This is a genomic window from Parerythrobacter lutipelagi (assembly GCF_005434975.1).
In the GTDB taxonomy this organism is placed as follows: Bacteria; Pseudomonadota; Alphaproteobacteria; order Sphingomonadales; family Sphingomonadaceae; genus Parerythrobacter_A; species Parerythrobacter_A lutipelagi.
The window spans coordinates 561405-578405 of sequence record NZ_SKCJ01000002.1 but is presented as its reverse complement, the minus strand read 5'-3'; the positions used below and the strand labels follow the sequence as shown (position 1 = coordinate 578405).

At 61.2% G+C, this 17001-nt stretch carries 15 protein-coding genes and 1 riboswitch; of the genes, 9 read left to right on the top strand and 6 right to left on the bottom strand.

Annotated elements, in window-relative coordinates; translation table 11 throughout:
* Positions 1 to 509: 509 nt before the first annotated feature.
* The gene (locus E0502_RS11145; protein WP_137678078.1) at positions 510 to 1091 is read left to right on the top strand and encodes a lysozyme; all 582 of its coding nucleotides are present in this window, start codon (positions 510 to 512) and stop codon (positions 1089 to 1091) included.
* A gap of 160 nt (positions 1092 to 1251) precedes the next feature.
* Entirely contained in the window at positions 1252 to 2391 is a 1140-nt protein-coding gene (locus E0502_RS11140) for a GGDEF domain-containing protein (RefSeq protein WP_137678077.1), read from the top strand.
* A gap of 15 nt (positions 2392 to 2406) precedes the next feature.
* Here E0502_RS11140 and E0502_RS11135 read toward each other — a convergent pair whose 3' ends face one another.
* Positions 2407 to 3429: a hypothetical protein gene (locus E0502_RS11135; protein ID WP_137678076.1), complete on the bottom strand. Its 1023-nt coding sequence runs from the start codon at positions 3427 to 3429 to the stop codon at positions 2407 to 2409.
* Positions 3430 to 3675: 246 nt separating this feature from the next.
* Between E0502_RS11135 and E0502_RS11130 the strand changes: the two genes are divergently transcribed.
* The 4 genes from E0502_RS11130 (at position 3676) to E0502_RS11115 (ending at position 7626) form a co-directional block, all read left to right on the top strand.
* Positions 3676 to 4032 carry a hypothetical protein gene (locus E0502_RS11130; protein WP_137678075.1) on the top strand — a complete coding sequence of 119 codons (357 nt, stop codon included), beginning with the start codon at positions 3676 to 3678 and terminating at the stop codon, positions 4030 to 4032.
* Complete coding sequence (locus E0502_RS11125) at positions 3984 to 4859, top strand: hypothetical protein (protein WP_137678074.1); 876 nt, start codon at positions 3984 to 3986, stop codon at positions 4857 to 4859. The genes E0502_RS11130 and E0502_RS11125 overlap by 49 nt, the downstream gene beginning before the upstream one ends.
* A gap of 11 nt (positions 4860 to 4870) precedes the next feature.
* Positions 4871 to 5191, top strand: coding sequence for a hypothetical protein (locus tag E0502_RS11120; protein WP_137678073.1), 321 nt, complete (start codon positions 4871 to 4873; stop codon positions 5189 to 5191).
* A gap of 185 nt (positions 5192 to 5376) precedes the next feature.
* Positions 5377 to 7626 (top strand): M3 family metallopeptidase, encoded by a 2250-nt coding sequence (locus tag E0502_RS11115; RefSeq protein ID WP_137678072.1) that lies wholly within the window; start codon positions 5377 to 5379, stop codon positions 7624 to 7626.
* Between the two features lie 84 nt (positions 7627 to 7710).
* On the opposite strand, the gene E0502_RS11110 is transcribed toward E0502_RS11115, so the two are convergent.
* The 5 genes from E0502_RS11110 to E0502_RS11090 all read right to left on the bottom strand — a co-directional run bounded on the left by E0502_RS11110 (position 7711) and on the right by E0502_RS11090 (position 12844).
* Positions 7711 to 8334, bottom strand: a complete 624-nt coding sequence (locus E0502_RS11110) for a glycoside hydrolase family 19 protein (protein ID WP_137678071.1) — start codon at positions 8332 to 8334, stop codon at positions 7711 to 7713.
* Positions 8335 to 8404: 70 nt separating this feature from the next.
* Entirely contained in the window at positions 8405 to 9136 is a 732-nt protein-coding gene (locus E0502_RS11105; protein ID WP_137678070.1) for an ABC transporter ATP-binding protein, read from the bottom strand.
* The gene (locus E0502_RS11100; protein ID WP_137678786.1) at positions 9133 to 10113 is read right to left on the bottom strand and encodes a FecCD family ABC transporter permease; all 981 of its coding nucleotides are present in this window, start codon (positions 10111 to 10113) and stop codon (positions 9133 to 9135) included. The genes E0502_RS11105 and E0502_RS11100 overlap by 4 nt, the downstream gene beginning before the upstream one ends.
* Positions 10110 to 10919: a helical backbone metal receptor gene (locus E0502_RS11095; RefSeq protein WP_137678069.1), complete on the bottom strand. Its 810-nt coding sequence runs from the start codon at positions 10917 to 10919 to the stop codon at positions 10110 to 10112. Before E0502_RS11095 ends, E0502_RS11100 begins: the two co-directional genes overlap by 4 nt.
* Complete coding sequence (locus E0502_RS11090; protein WP_240049026.1) at positions 10916 to 12844, bottom strand: TonB-dependent receptor plug domain-containing protein; 1929 nt, start codon at positions 12842 to 12844, stop codon at positions 10916 to 10918. Before E0502_RS11090 ends, E0502_RS11095 begins: the two co-directional genes overlap by 4 nt.
* Positions 12845 to 12957: 113 nt before the next feature.
* Positions 12958 to 13156, bottom strand: a riboswitch (cobalamin riboswitch).
* Positions 13157 to 13347: 191 nt separating this feature from the next.
* Here E0502_RS11090 and E0502_RS11085 point away from each other — a divergent pair.
* The 3 genes from E0502_RS11085 (at position 13348) to E0502_RS11075 (ending at position 16966) form a co-directional block, all read left to right on the top strand.
* On the top strand, positions 13348 to 14481 hold the full coding sequence (locus E0502_RS11085) for a cell wall hydrolase (protein ID WP_137678067.1): 1134 nt from the start codon (positions 13348 to 13350) through the stop codon (positions 14479 to 14481).
* Positions 14482 to 14595: 114 nt separating this feature from the next.
* Positions 14596 to 14901, top strand: a complete 306-nt coding sequence (locus E0502_RS11080) for a hypothetical protein (RefSeq protein ID WP_137678066.1) — start codon at positions 14596 to 14598, stop codon at positions 14899 to 14901.
* 100 nt (positions 14902 to 15001) lie between these two features.
* Positions 15002 to 16966 carry a putative bifunctional diguanylate cyclase/phosphodiesterase gene (locus E0502_RS11075; RefSeq protein ID WP_137678065.1) on the top strand — a complete coding sequence of 655 codons (1965 nt, stop codon included), beginning with the start codon at positions 15002 to 15004 and terminating at the stop codon, positions 16964 to 16966.
* Positions 16967 to 17001: the final 35 nt, after the last annotated feature.

Here is a 17001-nt window from a genome sequence, read left to right as displayed (position 1 = left end):
TTTGCACGGTCGAGAGTCCAGTGAGCCGCGACAGGCTCGCGAATTTATCCCAATGTTCTCCAAACGTTCCCTCAAGTCAAGCTCGCTGCAAGCTGTCGGCCAACGACCCCATGGCGAGAGTGACCAGCATCACCGCTCCACCATCAAGGCGCTACGAACAGTGTGCCACCAGCGCTGAGTCGTGGACCCAAACGGCTCCCGATCCGTTGGTTAACTGAAAGCAAAAACAATGGCTTACCGGCTCGCCCGATCACGGACGCAGAGCTGCCGGCCAAAGACAATCAGGACACCGATCTATGTCATCCGGCTCTCTTGCCGCCACAACGCGCGCACCGCAGTCTTTGCCGAACTCGCGATACAAACGATCACCTTCACGCGCACGGAGGCTGATACGCCGGATGCGGCAGGAACAGCAATCGCGGCAGGCTAGGCGCAGAGATCGCGTTAGCCGCGGGGTCCGCGCTCCCCGGCGCAATCGCAAGATTGCTCTGGCGGCCTCGGTCAGCGTGATGACGTTGAACACGGCAGCGATCGATCTGTCTACTTCTGAAAGGCAAGTGGCGCAGCTTGCGCTGAGCGATGCAAGTACGGACCGGCAGCCGAGTTCCAGCCTCACTGCCAGCGACGAGCTGAAGGAAGCGATGATCGAGGAGGAAGGTGTCCGCTATACGGTCTATCGCGACGCTGGCGGTTTGCCCACGGTCGGTGTCGGTCACCTGGTGACAGCGGCAGACAACCTATCGGTCGGACAAGAGATTTCCGAACGGCGCGCGCTGGAGCTGTTTGAACGCGATCTGGCATCAGCAGAAAGGGCCGTGGCCGCTGCCACGAAAGATATCCCGTTATATCAGCATGAATTCGACGCTTTGGTCGACTTGGCGTTCAATGTCGGCGGTGCGGTTTTCGACAACTCAAGAAGCCCGCGGCTCGCTGCGGCGATTGCAGCGCAAGACTATCAATCAATCGCAGACGAACTTGCTTACCACAATGCACGAGGTGTGCTCGCACCCGGCCTGGTTTATCGTAGTGAACGACGGACAAATATGTTTGAACAGGCCAGCTATGCCGATCCGCGGATGTCGAATATCTGATGTAGCCACCGTGATGCGGCTAAGCACTCAGGACGCCATTCCGCAAACCCGATCTTAACCATATCGCTCTACCCCCGACCGACAAACATTGGGTTCTGATCGGGGCAGGTTAGCGAAGTTGGACCACGGGGTCGAAAATTCTGGGCAGCAGCACGAGGCGATGCGCGATTCCGGCTGGCAAGCCGAAGTCGATCGCGAGATCGTGCGCTCGGTTCTTGACCGCGAATCCTCCTCGCTCCCGGCCAGCCTGCTTGCATGGTTCGTCCTTGTACTGGCCGCGATACCGCTCGAATTCTTCGCACTCCTCCTGATGCCGCTTGGTTTTCGCTTGGCGTCACTGCTCTCCACCCGCTGGGCGACGCAGCAAGTACGCAAGGCGCTTACCGAACACAGGAGTACGCGCAGCGCCCTGACCGTCCTCACCGTGATACTGGGCGTCGCGGGGGTTTCATGGGCCGCCCTGCTCTATCCGCACGCGACCGTTGCTGCGCCCGACCCCTCGGTAGTGGCCATGCGCGGAATCGTTGTCATCGGAGTTGCGATGGTCGCTTTGACCTACGGCCCGCTGAAGTGGCCGATGTATGCGCTTCTTGCCGGTTTCGGACTGACCCTCACCGCCTTCGTCCTACTCAACGGAGCCCATGTTTCGCCGTGGCTGGTGGCAGTTGTCGTCGCGCTCGTGTTCGGAATCGCCACCTACAGTCTTGGTGCTGCACGGCAGCAGCGCCGTGCGGCCGAGATGCTGGTCGACAACCGGTTTCTGAGCGAAGAGCTGACCGACGCTCTGGCGCAAGCCGAATTTCTTTCACGCCATGATCCGCTCACCGGATTGCTCAATCGGCGTGCATTCTTCGAAACCGATATTCCGCCGGTTGATTGCAGTGACAAGCGCTTCCTGCTGACGGTCGATCTCGATCATTTCAAAACGGTCAACGACCGCCACGGCCACGCGGTTGGCGATCGGCTTCTGGTTGCAGCCGCTACCGTTATCCGCGATCTCGCGCGTCCGCTCGACAGTCAGGAGAACCGCGCAGTCCGGCTGGGAGGTGAAGAGTTCGTTGTCCTGCTGGTGGGCATCGAACGCAGCGCAGCAAAGGCGATGGCGGAATCGCTGCGCCGCCGCATCGAACGTATTCCGTCCACCTTTGACGGGCTGGGAAACATCAAGCTGACCGCGTCCATAGGCCTTACCGAATACCGCTCGGGCGAAGTGCTGGACGATGTCTTGCGCCGGTCGGATCTGGCCATGTACCGGGCCAAGGAACGAGGCCGCAACCGGGTGGCAAGCGCCGCCGCCTGATAGCCGCATCAGCAATCAGAACAGGGACTGACGCGCTGGAATTCTTACTCCGGCCTGATTGGCAATCATGCCGATCCATTGCGCCACTTGCGCAATCTCTTCTTCATTGACCAGGCTGCTCGAACGCACCGTATCGCTCGCTTCGGTATCAGCAAAGTCACCGCCGCGTTTCGAGTGTTTCGAGAAGATCGGGCCTTCCAGGACTTTGTCTATCGCCGTCTCTGGCGCACCCCTGTTCGCTAGCTGAAGGACCGATAGCAAGGTCTTCCTGCGTGCCTCATTGAATCGATCGCCGTCGACCAAACGTATCCGGTCTGCGGCAACACCGGGCACTTGTCCCCCCGCATGCAAGGTGAACCATCGCTGGTTGAGAAACCAGGCCAGTCCCGCAGCCTGCAAGTCCGTCAACGCAAATTGCTCGCGCCCGTCCATTCCCATGTCCATTCCGGCATAGGCCTGCAATTCGAGATAAAGCTGACGCCCCCAGCGGCGCCCCATCATGCCTTTACGAATAACCGAGGCGAGAAAGGCTTCGAGCGAATTCGTCACCAGCAGCGCCTTTGCTTGCGGAGCGCCTTGCATCAGGGCAGGCATGAGCATGTTGGCATGATTGGTTGGTTTGACAAATATCGCCTCGCCTTCCGCCCATGGCCGGGCAAGCAACCGCAAGACCGGCTGCAGCAGATCCGCGGCAGGCTGGCCCTGTTGGAAACCGGCATTGACTAACGCAACTAGAATCCCCGGCTCGCTCAAGCCAGCGCTCACACCCGGGACGTTTAGTGCCCGAACCAGCAAGGTCGAACGGCAGAAAGCAGTATGGAAGACGAAGTGGATGTCCCCGGCCGGCGGGTTCATCGCCTTCACTTCAGACAGCGACACCCACGCCTCTTGATCGCATTCCGGCATGATGTCGGCGAGGAAGCCTGTGGCTGAAAGATGCTCATGCTCGATCCGCAGGAATTGCATCCGCTGACCCGGTATATCGATCGCATGCGGCAACCAGCGCGGATCGGCGGCAATTTGCTGGGCGTCAGGCATTGGTCGTGTTTAGCTCGCTGCCGGGTGGCCGCAAGGAAATCTGACAAGAAGGGGCCAACACAGGCGTTTAGTGACACAAGCTTGACTAATGTTGCGATTTGATCAACTCTCTTCAATAATACGGGGGGTATATTGGACGAGTCGCATAGACAAAAGCTCGACTGTTCATCTTCCGTCCGCAAGGCTGGTCGCCGTATAATAATATCTGCCTGTCGGAATGCCCGCGCTTTTCTGGCACCGGTTTTGATGTCTGCTATGATGAGCGCCGGGTGCACTTCGATCTCTGTGGGATCGGCAGACGGGCAAGAATTTGCCGGACTTGGATACTACCAGGTCAAGCTTCCCGCATCGCAGGGAACACTTGTGGCGGTGGAGCGCGAAAGTGTTGGAATTGGCTGGGGCAGCCTCGCCAGATCGGCCGCGTTCCTCGGTTACGACAAGTCCGAGTGGGTCATCGCCGACCCTGCCGATTGCCAGCTGCTGATCGTGATCAAGTCTGCAGCCCAGGCCGAGAATGCCAAAGAGATCATCGAACTGTTGGGGGACAAATCGCCATGTATCGTAGACCAGACCGGAAGCTTGCAGCCTTCACCGCGGCCCTAGTAGCACTGCCCCTGCTGGGCGGCTGCGTACAAGCAACGCGGCACAGCAACACGATGGTGTTCGGGACGAGCACCACGGTGGGCCTCAAGGTGGGACAGGATGTCAATCAGGTGCCGCAAGTGCTCATTGCGTATGATCGGCAGGAGGCGGTGATCATGCCCTTACTAGCAAATACGGGAGAGAAATCTAACTCGGGCAATCTGCTCTCGCCGTGCCCTGCTGTTGCGCCAAATTCTCCTCCGAAGCCTCCTGCCGAACTCACTTCGGATGAAAAGTTCGCACACCCTTGTAAATTTGTTGGGGTTCGCAAAAGCGAACAAAATTTAGAGATCCAGGATAGCTATTCGGTCCTCGCCAGTTTTGGCGCGCGCATTGAGGGCGAAGCCGCCGATACCAAAGGGACCGTAGGAATTGCGCAATATTTCGCGACTGGTGTCGCAGCACAGCTGCTCGCAGCGACCGGAGGAGCCGCCGTCGTTTCTGTGGGTTCGGCAGCGGAAAGTTCTGCATCGAATCCTGACAAAGCGAATGCAGCCGCTGCGGTCTTGGGGGAGGATGCATTCCCAGTTGGTGCCGGCCAGACGTTTAGTTCCGAAATTGAGAAGCTCCGAAGTGCCATCCGCGCTACTCCTGTTGACTCAACAAGACAGCGAAAAATCGAAGCGCTTTACAGCAACCTCACCCCAGTTCCAGCATTCAAGGCCTTCGTGGTGCAAGACTGCCTAAAAAGCGTCGAGGATTGCGTAGCGGCAATCGATGGTGATGTGGCAAGTTTGAGGAGATCAAGCAATCTTGGGACGCAGGTTGCTAACTGGGACAATTTCTAAGGAGAAAGTTTATGGCTGGAGTCGTTATCGAATCGTTCTCGAATCTTGAGGTAGCGCAGGCCTTCTTCAAGAATGTTATTGAAGAAAGTCCTGACCTAGATGGTGTCTTCGTCAAGACGGCGCTCAGGACGGCATTTTCAAAAAACAATGGTCCAGCCGAAATACTTGGAGGCGGAGACGAACTATATCTGGTCCTTGCGCTACCAAAAGGGACGGGAATTCAGATCGATACGACCTCCCCGGCTGCAGTTTCCCCATCAGTCCCTCTGAAGCCAGTAGATAATGACGGCAATAACGAAGGCGAGGACGGAGATACTGATGGCCAAGAATAAGTTCTCCGGCAAGCCTGAGGTTTCCGAGATTTCTCCCGCCAATTCCACGAACTCCCGCCCGCACCCGACCAACGTCTGTCGCTAGCTTGCATTCCGGCGCAATCTCCGGTTCAAGCGCTCCCAGCTAGACGTACGGCAAGTGCACCCCGGGTCGCGGGGCATGCCGCATAATATCGGGAGCAACAATGAAAACGCATATTCTGGCCACCACCGGCCTCGCCACCATTCTTTCCGGCGTCCTTACGGGTTGCAACACCATGCCGGCAGACACCGTCGAAGCGCAGGCGGCGCAGACCGTCGCCATTCCCGAAGCCACCGGCTATTTCGCGCAGGCAAGCGACCTGCCGATGCAGGCACCGGACTTCACCAAGGTTTCCGACGACGATTATCTGCCTGCCTTCGAACAATCGATGGCGATCCACTCGGCGGAAATCGAGGCGATCAAGACCAATCCCGCAGCGCCGACATTCGACAACACGATTGTCGCGCTGGAAACGTCGGGCCGGATGCTCGGCCGGGTCGCCACTGTATTTTTTGCGCTGACCGGCGCCAATACCAATGACAAGCTCGATGCGATCCAGACCGAGATCGGTCCCAAGCTTGCTGCACATAGCGATGCGATCACGCTCGACCCGGTGCTCTTCGCGCGGGTCAAGGCGGTGTATGACAACCGCGCCGCCATGACGATGACGGTGGAAGACGCCAAGCTGCTGGAAGAAACCTACAACGGCATGGTCCACGCCGGTGCGATGCTCACCCCCGCGCAGAAGGAAGAGGTGAAGTCGATCAACACCCAGCTTTCCACGCTGACCACCGAATTCAGTCAGAAGGTCCGCGCGGCAACGGTCGAAAATGCGCTGGTCGTCGATAGCCGGGCCGAACTGGCCGGACTGTCCGACAGCGAAATCGACGCCGCTGCCAAGCTTGCGAGCGAAAAGGGTATGCCCGGCAAGTTCGCGATTGCGCTGCAGAACACTACGCAGCAACCGTCGCTGCCTGCGCTGGAAGACCGCGCGACCCGCGAAAAACTGTTCACGCTAAGCCATGATCGCGCGGTGATGGGTGACAAGAACGACACCCGCGTGCTGCTCGCCAAAATTGCCACTCTGCGCGCACAGAAAGCCGCGCTGTTCGGCCAGCCGGACTGGGCAACCTACACCATGTGGGACCGCATGGCCAAGAACCCCAGAACCGCGCTTGATTTCATGGAGCAGATGGTCCCCGCCCTCGCCGCCACGCAGCGGCGCGAAGCAGCTTTGCTGAATGCCAAGATTGCTGACGAAGGCGGCGATTTCTCCGTCAAGCCGTGGGACTGGTACCGCTATGCGGAAATGGTCCGGCAGGAAAAATACGATTTGGACGAGAATGCGGTGAAGCCGTATTTCGAGATCAATCGCGTGCTCGAAGACGGGATCTTCTACGCGGCGAACAAGCTGTACGGGCTTGATTTCAAGAAGCGCACCGATCTGCCGGTCTATCATCCCGATGTGACGACCTACACAGTGTACGACCGCGACGGCAGCGAGCTCGGCATTTTCTATTTCGACCCCTACCAGCGCCCAAGCAAGCGCGGCGGCGCATGGATGTCGAACTTCGTCGACCAGAGCTATCTGTATGACACCAAGCCGGTGATCTACAATGTGCTCAACATCCCCAAAGCAGCCGATGGCGAGGTGCAGCTGGTCGCTTTCGATCAGGTCGAAACGATGTTCCATGAATTCGGTCACGCGCTGCACGGCTTCTTCGCCGATCAGAAATACGCCTCGCTTTCGGGCACGGCCACGGCGCGCGACTTTGTCGAATATCCGAGCCAGGTCAACGAGATGTGGGCGACCTATCCGGAAGTGCTGCAGAACTACGCCAAGCACCACGAGACCGGAGAGACCATCCCGATGGAGCTGGTGACGAAGATCCAGCAGGCGGCCAAATTCAACCAGGGTTACGACTTTGGCGAAGTGGTCGAAGCGGCGTTGCTGGACATGAAGTGGCACGCGCTGTCACCGGCAGAAGCCGCCGCCATCGATACGCCGGAGGAAGTCGACGCGTTCGAGCGCAAATCGCTCGAAGAACTCGGTCTTGAAATCGACCTGGTGCCGCCGCGTTATCGCAGCAGCTATTTCAACCACATTTTCAGCTCTCCGGCGGGCTACAGCTCCGGCTACTACAGCTATCTGTGGACCGAGATGCTCGACCGCGACAGCCGCAAGTGGTTCATGGACAATGGCGGCCTGACCCGCGCCAATGGCGATCATTACCGCGCCAATGTGCTGAGCCGCGGCGGGACGATGGATTATTTCGACATGTTCCAGAAGTTCGCCGGACGGAAGCCGAATGTCACGCCGATGCTTGAAGCGCGCGGATTGACCGGCGGTGGTGCCGATGCGGAAGCGGGCACCAGTGACGGCAAACTGCCGGCACGCACCATCAACAAGTAATCGCCCCTCGGCAATGCGTCAGAGCGCGACTGGTCTGCAAAGGCCGGTCGCGCTCTTTCTGTATCAGCCCGGCTGCGGAGCTATCTACGCGGCAAAAGCGCGCACCGTTTCCGCGCGATCGGGCGTCACCGCGTCATAGAATTGCCGTGCGTAACCCGCGATCCTCTCCGCCCGGTCAGTCCCGTTGATAATGCGCCGCGCATGGATCCAGTCGCTGGCAGAACCGCTGAGATAGTCGCCAAGCTTGCGCCCGGTGAACGTACCGAGGATCGACCCGTCGATCAGGATCTTGGCCGCTACATCGTCCTTCAACGCCAGGTCGGGATGTCCGACCAGATCGATGTCCAGCCGCTTGCCCCAATCGGTGTAATTGCGCCGACCGGTCAGCTGGACATAGCCGCGCCCCTTGTAACGCGCGCCGTCGCCTTCCTTTGTATTGCCCAACACCCGGCCGACGCGGGTCTGAGGGCCGTAGCGCGTGTTGAAATAGTGGTCTCCGCCATATTCACCAATCGGCTGCATGGTGAAGGCCGTTTCGTGATAGGCGGTGGCCAGAACATAGGCCAGCCAGCGCCGGTCCTCGCCGCTGTGCGCGCCATCCCAGTAATCCAAGACCGCATTGGTCCCGTCGACCTGCGACTGGTGCAGTCGCCCGAACGGTGCGGTGCGGGCCTTGTCGTAGAATGCCGTGCGGTCGAGCGGTGCCATGCCGAAACCTACTTTGCGGAATGCTATCAGGCTACGCGCACAAGGTTTGGCGCGAAATACGCACAAACGCCTAACCGGCCAGGGCGAAAGCCTGTTTGCCAGGCGGTCCGTGCCATTCGCCGCGGACCTGCCAGACGCGATTGATCGTCTCGCTCGACAAGGCTTCGTCCGGCGCAGCCGATGCCGCAAGCCTGCCCCGGTCGAGCACGATGACGTGATCGGCGTGATTGCGCGCTAGATCGAGATCGTGGACCACCAGCACCACCCCTACCCCGGCAGCCGACAATCGCTTCAAATGCCCGACAATCTCCATCCGGTGGCGCAGATCGAGCGCGGCGAGCGGCTCGTCTGCGAGGAGCCACTGCGGCTCGCCAGCGACAACCCTCGCCAGCAGCGCCCGCGCCCGCTCTCCGCCGGACAGTTGCGATACCGGCCGGTCGGCGAGCCGCTGAAGTTCGAGCATAGCGAGCGCAGCCTGAACCTGCTGCGTCCCCCGGTCGCGATGCGGCAGACGCCCGAGGGCAATCAGGCTGCGGACCGCAACATCCCATGCCACCACCGGATCCTGCGGCAGGTAGCCGATGCGTTTCGCGCGCTCGCGCGGGCTGAGCGCAGCCATCGGCTCCCCTTCGAGCAAGACGGTTCCGCTTGCCGGGTCGAGCAAACCGGCCAGCACCTGAAGCAAGCTGGATTTGCCCGCACCATTGGGCCCGCAGATCGCGGTGATGCAGCCCGGTTCGAGCTCGAGAGAAACACTGTCGAGACGCTTGGGCAGCGTCAGTCTGTCTGCTGCAAGGGTCATGCCAGCCACCCACCGGTTCCCCGCCGCATCCGCAGCAGCAGCCAGAGGAAGAACGGCGCGCCGATCAGGCTCAGCGCGATACCGAGCCGCAATTCCGTGACCAGCGGCAGGATGCGAACCAGGCTATCCGCCACCAGCACCAGCAGCGCACCGGCAAGGGCGCTCGGCAGGATCAGTTGTGAAGGCCTGCGGTCGGTCAGCGGCCGCACCAGATGCGGCACGATCAGACCGACGAAGCCGATGATCCCGGCCACGGCTACCCCGCTACCCACGGTCAGCCCTATGCCGCCGATCAGGAGCCACAACACGCGCCGCTCGTCCATCCCGAGCGAACGCGCCGCTGCATCACCGAGGATCAGCGCGTCGAGATCGCGCCCAAGCAGTGCGAGCAGGCCGATACCGGCCGCGGTCAACGGCGCGGCAACCCACACGTCCCGCCAGCTGCGGTCGGTCAGCGCGCCCATCAGCCAGCTGACGATTTCGCTCATCGCAAAGGCATTGGGGGCCATCGAAATGGCGAGGCTGGTCAGCGTTCCGGCGAGGCTGGCAATCATCAGTCCGGCCAGAGTGAACAGCGCGATGCCGCCCGTCCGGCCGGCGATCAGCGCGAGCAAGGCCATCGCGCCGCCTGCGCCAACCAGCGCCATCAGCGGCAGCGCCCAAGTGCCGAAAAATGAACCGGGCGCCTGATAGCCGAGCCAGAAACTCGCCACCGCTCCCAAAGCTGCTCCCGGCGCAATGCCGAACAGGCCGGGATCGGCCAGCGGATTGCGCAGATATCCTTGCATCGCTGCCCCGGCTGCTCCCAGTCCCGCCCCGATCACCACCGCCAGCACCGCTCTCGGTAGCCGCAGTTCGGCAAGGATAAGAGCCGCGTTGGGCGTGTTGGCCGGATCGATCCACACGCGGCCCGCAAGCAGCGAAAGGGGAACGGCGACCAGCAACAGGCCCAGCAAGATGAGCGTCGCGCGGTTCACGCCGCCTGTCCGGCGATTGTTTCCAGCCGCTCCATCGCGCGGATGATCGTCGGACCGCCGCAATAGAGAAGTGACGGATCGAACCGTTCGATCCGCAAGCCGGGCATTTCCTTCAGCGCCGGATGGCGCTGCGATCGTTCCGCGCCGGAGACAAGCAGGACCTCGGGCGGGGATGCGAGCATCTGCTCGAGCGAGAGGTAGTCAGCCTGCGACAAACCGTGCTTGGCGCTGTGGCTGGAAAAGCCTGCGCGGCGAAGCAAATCGCTGACCAGAGCGCCCTCTCCCGGCACGATGCCGCCCGGCTGCCACAGAACCGCGGAAACCGGCTTCTTGCCCGATACAGGACGCGCCGCTGCTTCTATCCGCCGGGCCAGCCGCTCCGCACCATCGTGTTTCCCGGCAATCGCACCGAGCCTGCGCACCTGTGCGACACTTTCCTCGACACTCGAAGCGATGCCGAACGTTTCCACTTTGACCCCGAGGTCTTCGAACGCCGCCTGTGTTGCGGGCGGCAGGAAATTGCCCGCGATCACCACGTCCGGGTCGAGCGCGAGAACTTCCTCGACCGTGCCGCCGGTGGTTGCAAAGGCGCGGGCACGCTCCACCTCCATCGAAGTGGCGGACGGGTCCTGACTATAGTGCGAAATCGCGAGCAGCTGATCCGGCGCGGCGATTTCGGCCAGCACCGCATCGGTGCAGGGATTGAGGCTGACGATGGTCGGTTCCTCCCGGTCCCCGCGCTGCGACACCGCACCGGCCGTACAGCCCGCAAGCGTCAGCGCAGCGAGGAGCGCGACGGACCTCACAGCCCCGTCCTGATCCCCACGAAGACTCCGCGCCCCGGCGACGCGTAACCGGCAGCGGTCTGATACTGCGCGTCGGTGACATTCTCCACCCGCGCGAAGATATCGAGCGTGCGCTGCGTGTCCTGGTCGAGCATCAGCAGCGGCTTCGTCGCGCGTATGTCGATCACTACGTAATCATCGATCGGAACAGTGTTCGCGGCATTGTCGAACGCGTCGGACACGAAGCGCAATTCCGCGCCCAGCGTCGGCGTGAATTCCGAACCCGGGTCGAACTCCACATCGCCTGACAGAGTCAGTGCATGCTTCGGTCTGCGGGCAAGGGCATTGCCTTCATTGGCCGAGCCGCTCGTGCGGTTCTCGGTGTCGATGTAAGCATAGGCCGCGCGCAGTTGCAGCGCGTCGCCCAGCTTCTTGCCCGCTTCCAGTTCGAAACCTTGTGCGCGGGTGCGCCCGACATTGTCATAAGTGCCGAACGGGCGGCCCGAACAGATGCCGCCGGCAACGCCGAAGCAGGACACGAAATCGATCAGGTTATCGCTGTCGCGGCGGAACAGCGTTGCACCGGCATTGTCGAGCAAGCCACGGCTCCGGTAATGCACGCCGATGTCGAAGCTGGTGCTTTGTTCGGGCTGCAGCGTCTCGTTGCCGAAATCGCTGAACAGCTGGAACAGCGTCGGTGCCTTGAAGCCTTCGCCGACGCTGGCTTTGAGGCGAACATTGTCAGCAACTTCATAGCTGACATCCGCACCGAAACTGGTCGCACTGCCGAAGCGCGCGTGATCGTCGATGCGCCCGCCGACATGCGCGGACAGCCCGCCGAACTCGATCCCGAGCTGCGTGTAGGCCCCGAATATCCGTGTATCGTTGCCCGCATCGAACAGCGTTTGGTATTCGAGCCATTCGTGCTCCGCGCCGAAATTGATCAGCAGCGGGCCGATCGGGCGCCATTCGCCTTTCACGTCAAGCCGGTCGGAGCGGCCATCGCTGGTGAACCCCGGTGCAATGCCGAAGGCAGGGTTGAAGTTGTCCCGCGCCGTGTCGGCAAAGGAATAGCTGGCGCGCAGGAACAGCGGCCCGCTGTCGTAAGTCGCACCGGCGACGGCAGAGAGCTGGCGCGTGTCCTGGTATTCTTCCGTGTCGGCTAGCGTGAATGCGGGGAACGGGAACCCGTCGATCTCCAGCTGTCCCTCGGCATATCGAGCCTGCGCAAACAATTCGAGCGCGTAGGACAGGTAGAGCCTGCCCTGCCCGTTGACCGCCCATTGCTCGAACCCGTCGGCTTCGGTGCCATTGGCTGCGGCAGAGAAGCCATCCATGGTGAAGTAGCTTCCCGACAGGCCGATAAAGCCATCGTCGCTCGACAGCCCGCCGCTGGCGGACAGGTTGACCGTCTCGCGCGCGCCGTATTCGGCGCTCGCCGACAGCTCGCTCGAGGCCTTGGTCGTAGCGACGAGCACGCCGCCGATCGCGTCGGAACCCCAGACCGTGCTGTTCGACCCGCGCAGCAGTTCGACCTTTTCCAGATTGCCGGTGAGCAGATTGCCATAGTCGAACCCGCCGCCCGGTGCCGCCGGATCGGACAGGCGGACACCGTCGATAATGGTCAGCAACTGTTCCGCCTCCGCCCCGCGCACGCGCACGCCGGTGAAGCTGCCGACGCCCCCGTTGCGGGCGAAGGTTACGCCCGGCGTGCGTTGCAGGACGCGGGTCAGGTCTGCGCCCTGAACCTGCGCGATTTCCTGCGCTCCGAGTACGGTGACCGTTTGGCCTGTGTCCTCGACCTCGATCCGCGTACCCGTTGCGGTTACGGTGATCTCGGCCTCGTTCGGCTTGCCGAACTGCAAATCACCCGCTCCCACGATTTCAACCGGCACTTGTTCCTGCGACAAAGCAGGGCTGGCAATCGCCGCCAGAGAAGCACTCAAAAACAGATATTTACGCACCAAACCTCCTATCACAAGCGAAGTCGCTCATGACGGAAGCGAGCGCCGCGATACCGGCGCTCTTCCATCTGCCATCGGTACACCCCGCCCGCTGGCTCGAACGACCGTCTCAGGCAGGTCTCCTGGCTCCCGGATCATCGCTTTCCCGCCGCCTTCCCACCCTTGCGGGCAGTGGCATCTGGCGGGATTGCTCCCCGGTCACAGTTGCGGGGGCAGCAGCGGCTTTCCGGGTCTCCGGTCACCGCTTTCCCTCTTAGGCCCGCTCTCGCGAGCACCCGTGACGTGGCGCGTCCATTAGCTGCGGCGTTTGCGGCAGGCAAGCAATCTGCGCTTTAACCCATCCTTCACCTTGCGAATTAACCGCCGTTTGCCGCCTGTACCGCTAAGGGACGGCGGATACGCAAGTGTCGCGAGTTTCACCTTTTCGCGATACGCGCCAATGGCGCACCTTCGTTCAGGCGAAGCGGCACAAGCAAAGGAACGATTTGACCGAACAGCCCGCCTCGATCCGCAAGACCCGCCCGCCATCGCGGCACCGCGGGCGGCGTATCATTGCGCTGGCGGCAGCCGTAGCCGTTCCGGCCTTCGCCGCGCCGAGCGACTGGCAGCCGTTTGGCCAGCCTGCAGCAGAGCTGGCACAGGCCAGAGCCCCGGCCCTGATGCCGTTCGAAACCGCTGGCGAAAGCTTCCCCGGGTCGGCATTCTATTACCTCGAACAGGAGCCGGACCTCGCGTATGATTTCGAGCAGACGGAAACGCCCTTGTTCGACATGTCCGGTACGGGCGATCTTGGCGCAGTAGAGGAACTGGTTGCCAGCCGCGCCGGCCCGGCTGCCCGCGCCTTCAGAGGCGGCGGCAGCGGGATCGACAAGGCGCGCGCGCTGCAGTGCATGACGCAGGCGATCTATTACGAAGCGGCAAGTGAAGCGGTCGGCGGCCAGCGCGCTGTGGCGCAGGTCGTGCTGAACCGCGTGACGCATCCAAGCTATCCGAACAGCGTCTGCGGGGTGGTTTTCCAGGGCAGCGAACGGGTGACCGGATGCCAGTTCAGTTTCACTTGTGACGGATCACTCAGCCGCAAGCCATCGAGCGCCGCCTGGGCGCGCGCGCGCATGGTCGCGGCAGACTCGCTCGCCGGTCAAGTCTACGCGCCAGTCGGGCTGGCAACGCATTATCACACGATCTGGATTTACCCTTACTGGGCTCCCAGCCTGGACCCGGTAGGAACAATCGGCGCGCATCGCTTCTACCGTTGGAAAGGCAATGCCGGGAAGCCGGGCGCCTTCGTCTCGGCCTATCGCGGCAATGAACCACTCGCTGCGCCCAAACCGCGCAAGGCCAGTCCGGTTGAATCCGATCCAGCCGATCCGATAGCGCTGGCGCGCGCATTCGAACAAGCAAGGGCCAAAGCCGAAGCGGATAACCGCCGCAACGGAGTGCCTGAGCGCCCAGCTGCGCCGGTTTATGCACCACAAATCGAAAAGCGCGGCGGCGACCGGGTGTTCACCGCTGAAGACCTACCCGAATCCGGCGGCGTGAAACCCGAATATGCCAACAGCGGACGCTGGATTCGCGAGCCGGGCAAGGCAGCACAGGACGGGGCTGAAAACGGCCAATAGATTGCGCAAAGCGTCTAATTAATGCTCGCTAAACCTTGATTTCAAACCAAGGCTTAGCGGGACTTCAGTACAGCCTGCCCAACCAGAAAATTCTACCTCAGGAATGCCTTCGCCATGACGGTTCACTTTGCCGCTGCACGAACTCCCGCTCGTTCACCCGTCGCTCGTATACTGACGAGGCGGCCGGTCGAATATGCAGCCAACGACAACGGATCGCACCAGGGCGATGACAAGCTGTTGCACGCAGCATTGCGGCATTTTGCCGCGCACGGCCTTGGCGCTGCGCGCGCCGCGCGCCAGGAAGCGGAAAACGCCTTCTTCGCCGGTGACAGTGAACGCTATGAGTGGTGGGTCGGCGTTTGCCGGACATTGGACAAGCGCATGGCACAAGCCATTGCCACCGATCCGGTGGGCGTCTGAAGCATCGCCGCGAAAGCCAGGTAAACCCGCTCTTTTGCTGCGTAGATATGGTAAGAAATCCGTTAACCAGACGCGAACCTTTTACATTTAGTCAGAGCGAATGGATCGCTCGGCTCTGGCCAGAAAGCTGCTTGGCAGCCTTTCCCGTTTAAAAAGGGAGGACGCGCTGGACGAACGCGTTCGGCGCACTTTGGTTCGCACGCTGTATACGCAGCCAAGCAGCCTCGCGATCGGTGCCTTCAACGGCATCATGTCCAGCCTGATTGTTGCGATCTGGAGCGGTCAACAGCTGTTTGCGATCCTTGCTGCTGTTCTTTCCGTAATCGCGATAGCGCGTCTGGCTGCCGCGCTGCGCATGTCATCCGACGATAGCAGCCGGACAACCCGCCAGCTTGAACTGGTCTATGAAGTGGGCGCCTTTTCATACGCTTTTGTAATCGGAACGATGGCGGCGTTCACGCTCTATCTGGGGTTGAGTGCGGAACTCGAAGTGCTGATGATGGCGAATGCCACTTGCTATGGTGTGGGCATTTGCGCACGCAACGCCGGTCGGCCGACAATCGCACTTGGGCAATTGACGTTAGTGGTGCTGCCGATCCTGGCTGCGGCAGTGGCAATCGGCACCACACCGATGCTCTTCCTTGCATTCACCATGGTCCTGCTGCTGCCTGCGATGGCTTCGATCACGTTCAACGTCTTCAAGACCCTGCGCGATTCAATCGCCGCCGCCGAGCAGAGCGAACGGATGGCGCAACAAATGCGCAAGATCGCTCGGACCGATGTCGTCACCGGTCTGATAAACCGCGCCGGATTGAATCAGGATATCGTCGAAAAGATTATGGGGCTTCCTGAAGGTCAGATGCTCGCGCTGTTCTGGATCGATCTCGACCGTTTCAAGGAAGTCAACGATTTGCTCGGTCACCAGATCGGAGACAGGGTTTTGCTGGAGACCGCAAGCCGGCTACAGGAATCGACACCTGAAGGATCGACAATCGCCCGCTTCGGCGGCGATGAATTCGTCATTTTCGTTGAGGTCGCAGACCGGCGCGAGGCCGAACGCGTCGCGAGCGAGATCCAGGCTGAAATCATGACCCCCATGCGCGTCAGCGGTGATTTGCTTGAAGTGGCCGCGTCGATCGGTGTCGCGCTCCTGCCGGAAGACGGGATTGATGCTGACACACTGCTGCAGAATGCCGATCTCGCGCTCTATCACGCCAAGGTCAACGGCCGGAAACAGACCAGCTTCTACGCTCCGTCGATGAGCCGCGATCTGGTCCGTCGGCGCGAAATCGAGGCAGAACTGCGCTCTGCAATCGTCAAGGATGAACTGTCGATCTTCTTCCAGCCGATCGTCGATCTGGAATCCGGAAAAATCCGTTCGTTCGAAGCGCTGGTCCGCTGGTTCCACCCGAAAAAGGGCGAACTGCGCCCCGACGAATTCATTCCCGTCGCGGAAGAAACAGGTGTCATCGTCACGCTGGGCAACTGGATTACCGCGCGCGCGGCCAAGGTCGCAGCACAATGGCCGGAGGACGTCACGCTGGCGGTCAATCTTTCGCCGATGCAAATTCGCGCGCCCGGCGCCTCGCTCGGGATCCTCAATGCGCTGCGCCAGGCAAATCTCGACCCGCGCCGGCTTGAACTCGAAGTGACGGAAAGCCTGTTCATGGACGATCACACCGCAACCGACGCGTTCATCAGTGACCTGTCGGATGCCGGCGTGCAGTTTGCTCTGGACGATTTCGGAACCGGGTATTCCTCGCTTGCCTACATTCAGAAATACCCGTTCACGAAGGTAAAGATTGATCGCAGTTTCGTATCTGGGCCCGATGTCGGCACCAAAAGCGACGCCATCATCCACGCGGTTGCCGAATTGGGATCGAAGCTGGACATGGAAATCGTTGCAGAAGGCATCGAAACCATGGACCAACTGCGCAATGTCCGCGAAGCGGGCTGCACGCTCGGTCAAGGGTACCATTTCAGCCGCGCGGTGCCGGACTATCTGGCCACCATGCTGCTGGCGCAAGAACGTGACGATGATGCACCGAAGCAGGCCATCGCCTGATCGATGGCCACTGCGTGCCGCCAGCGTGCTGGTGG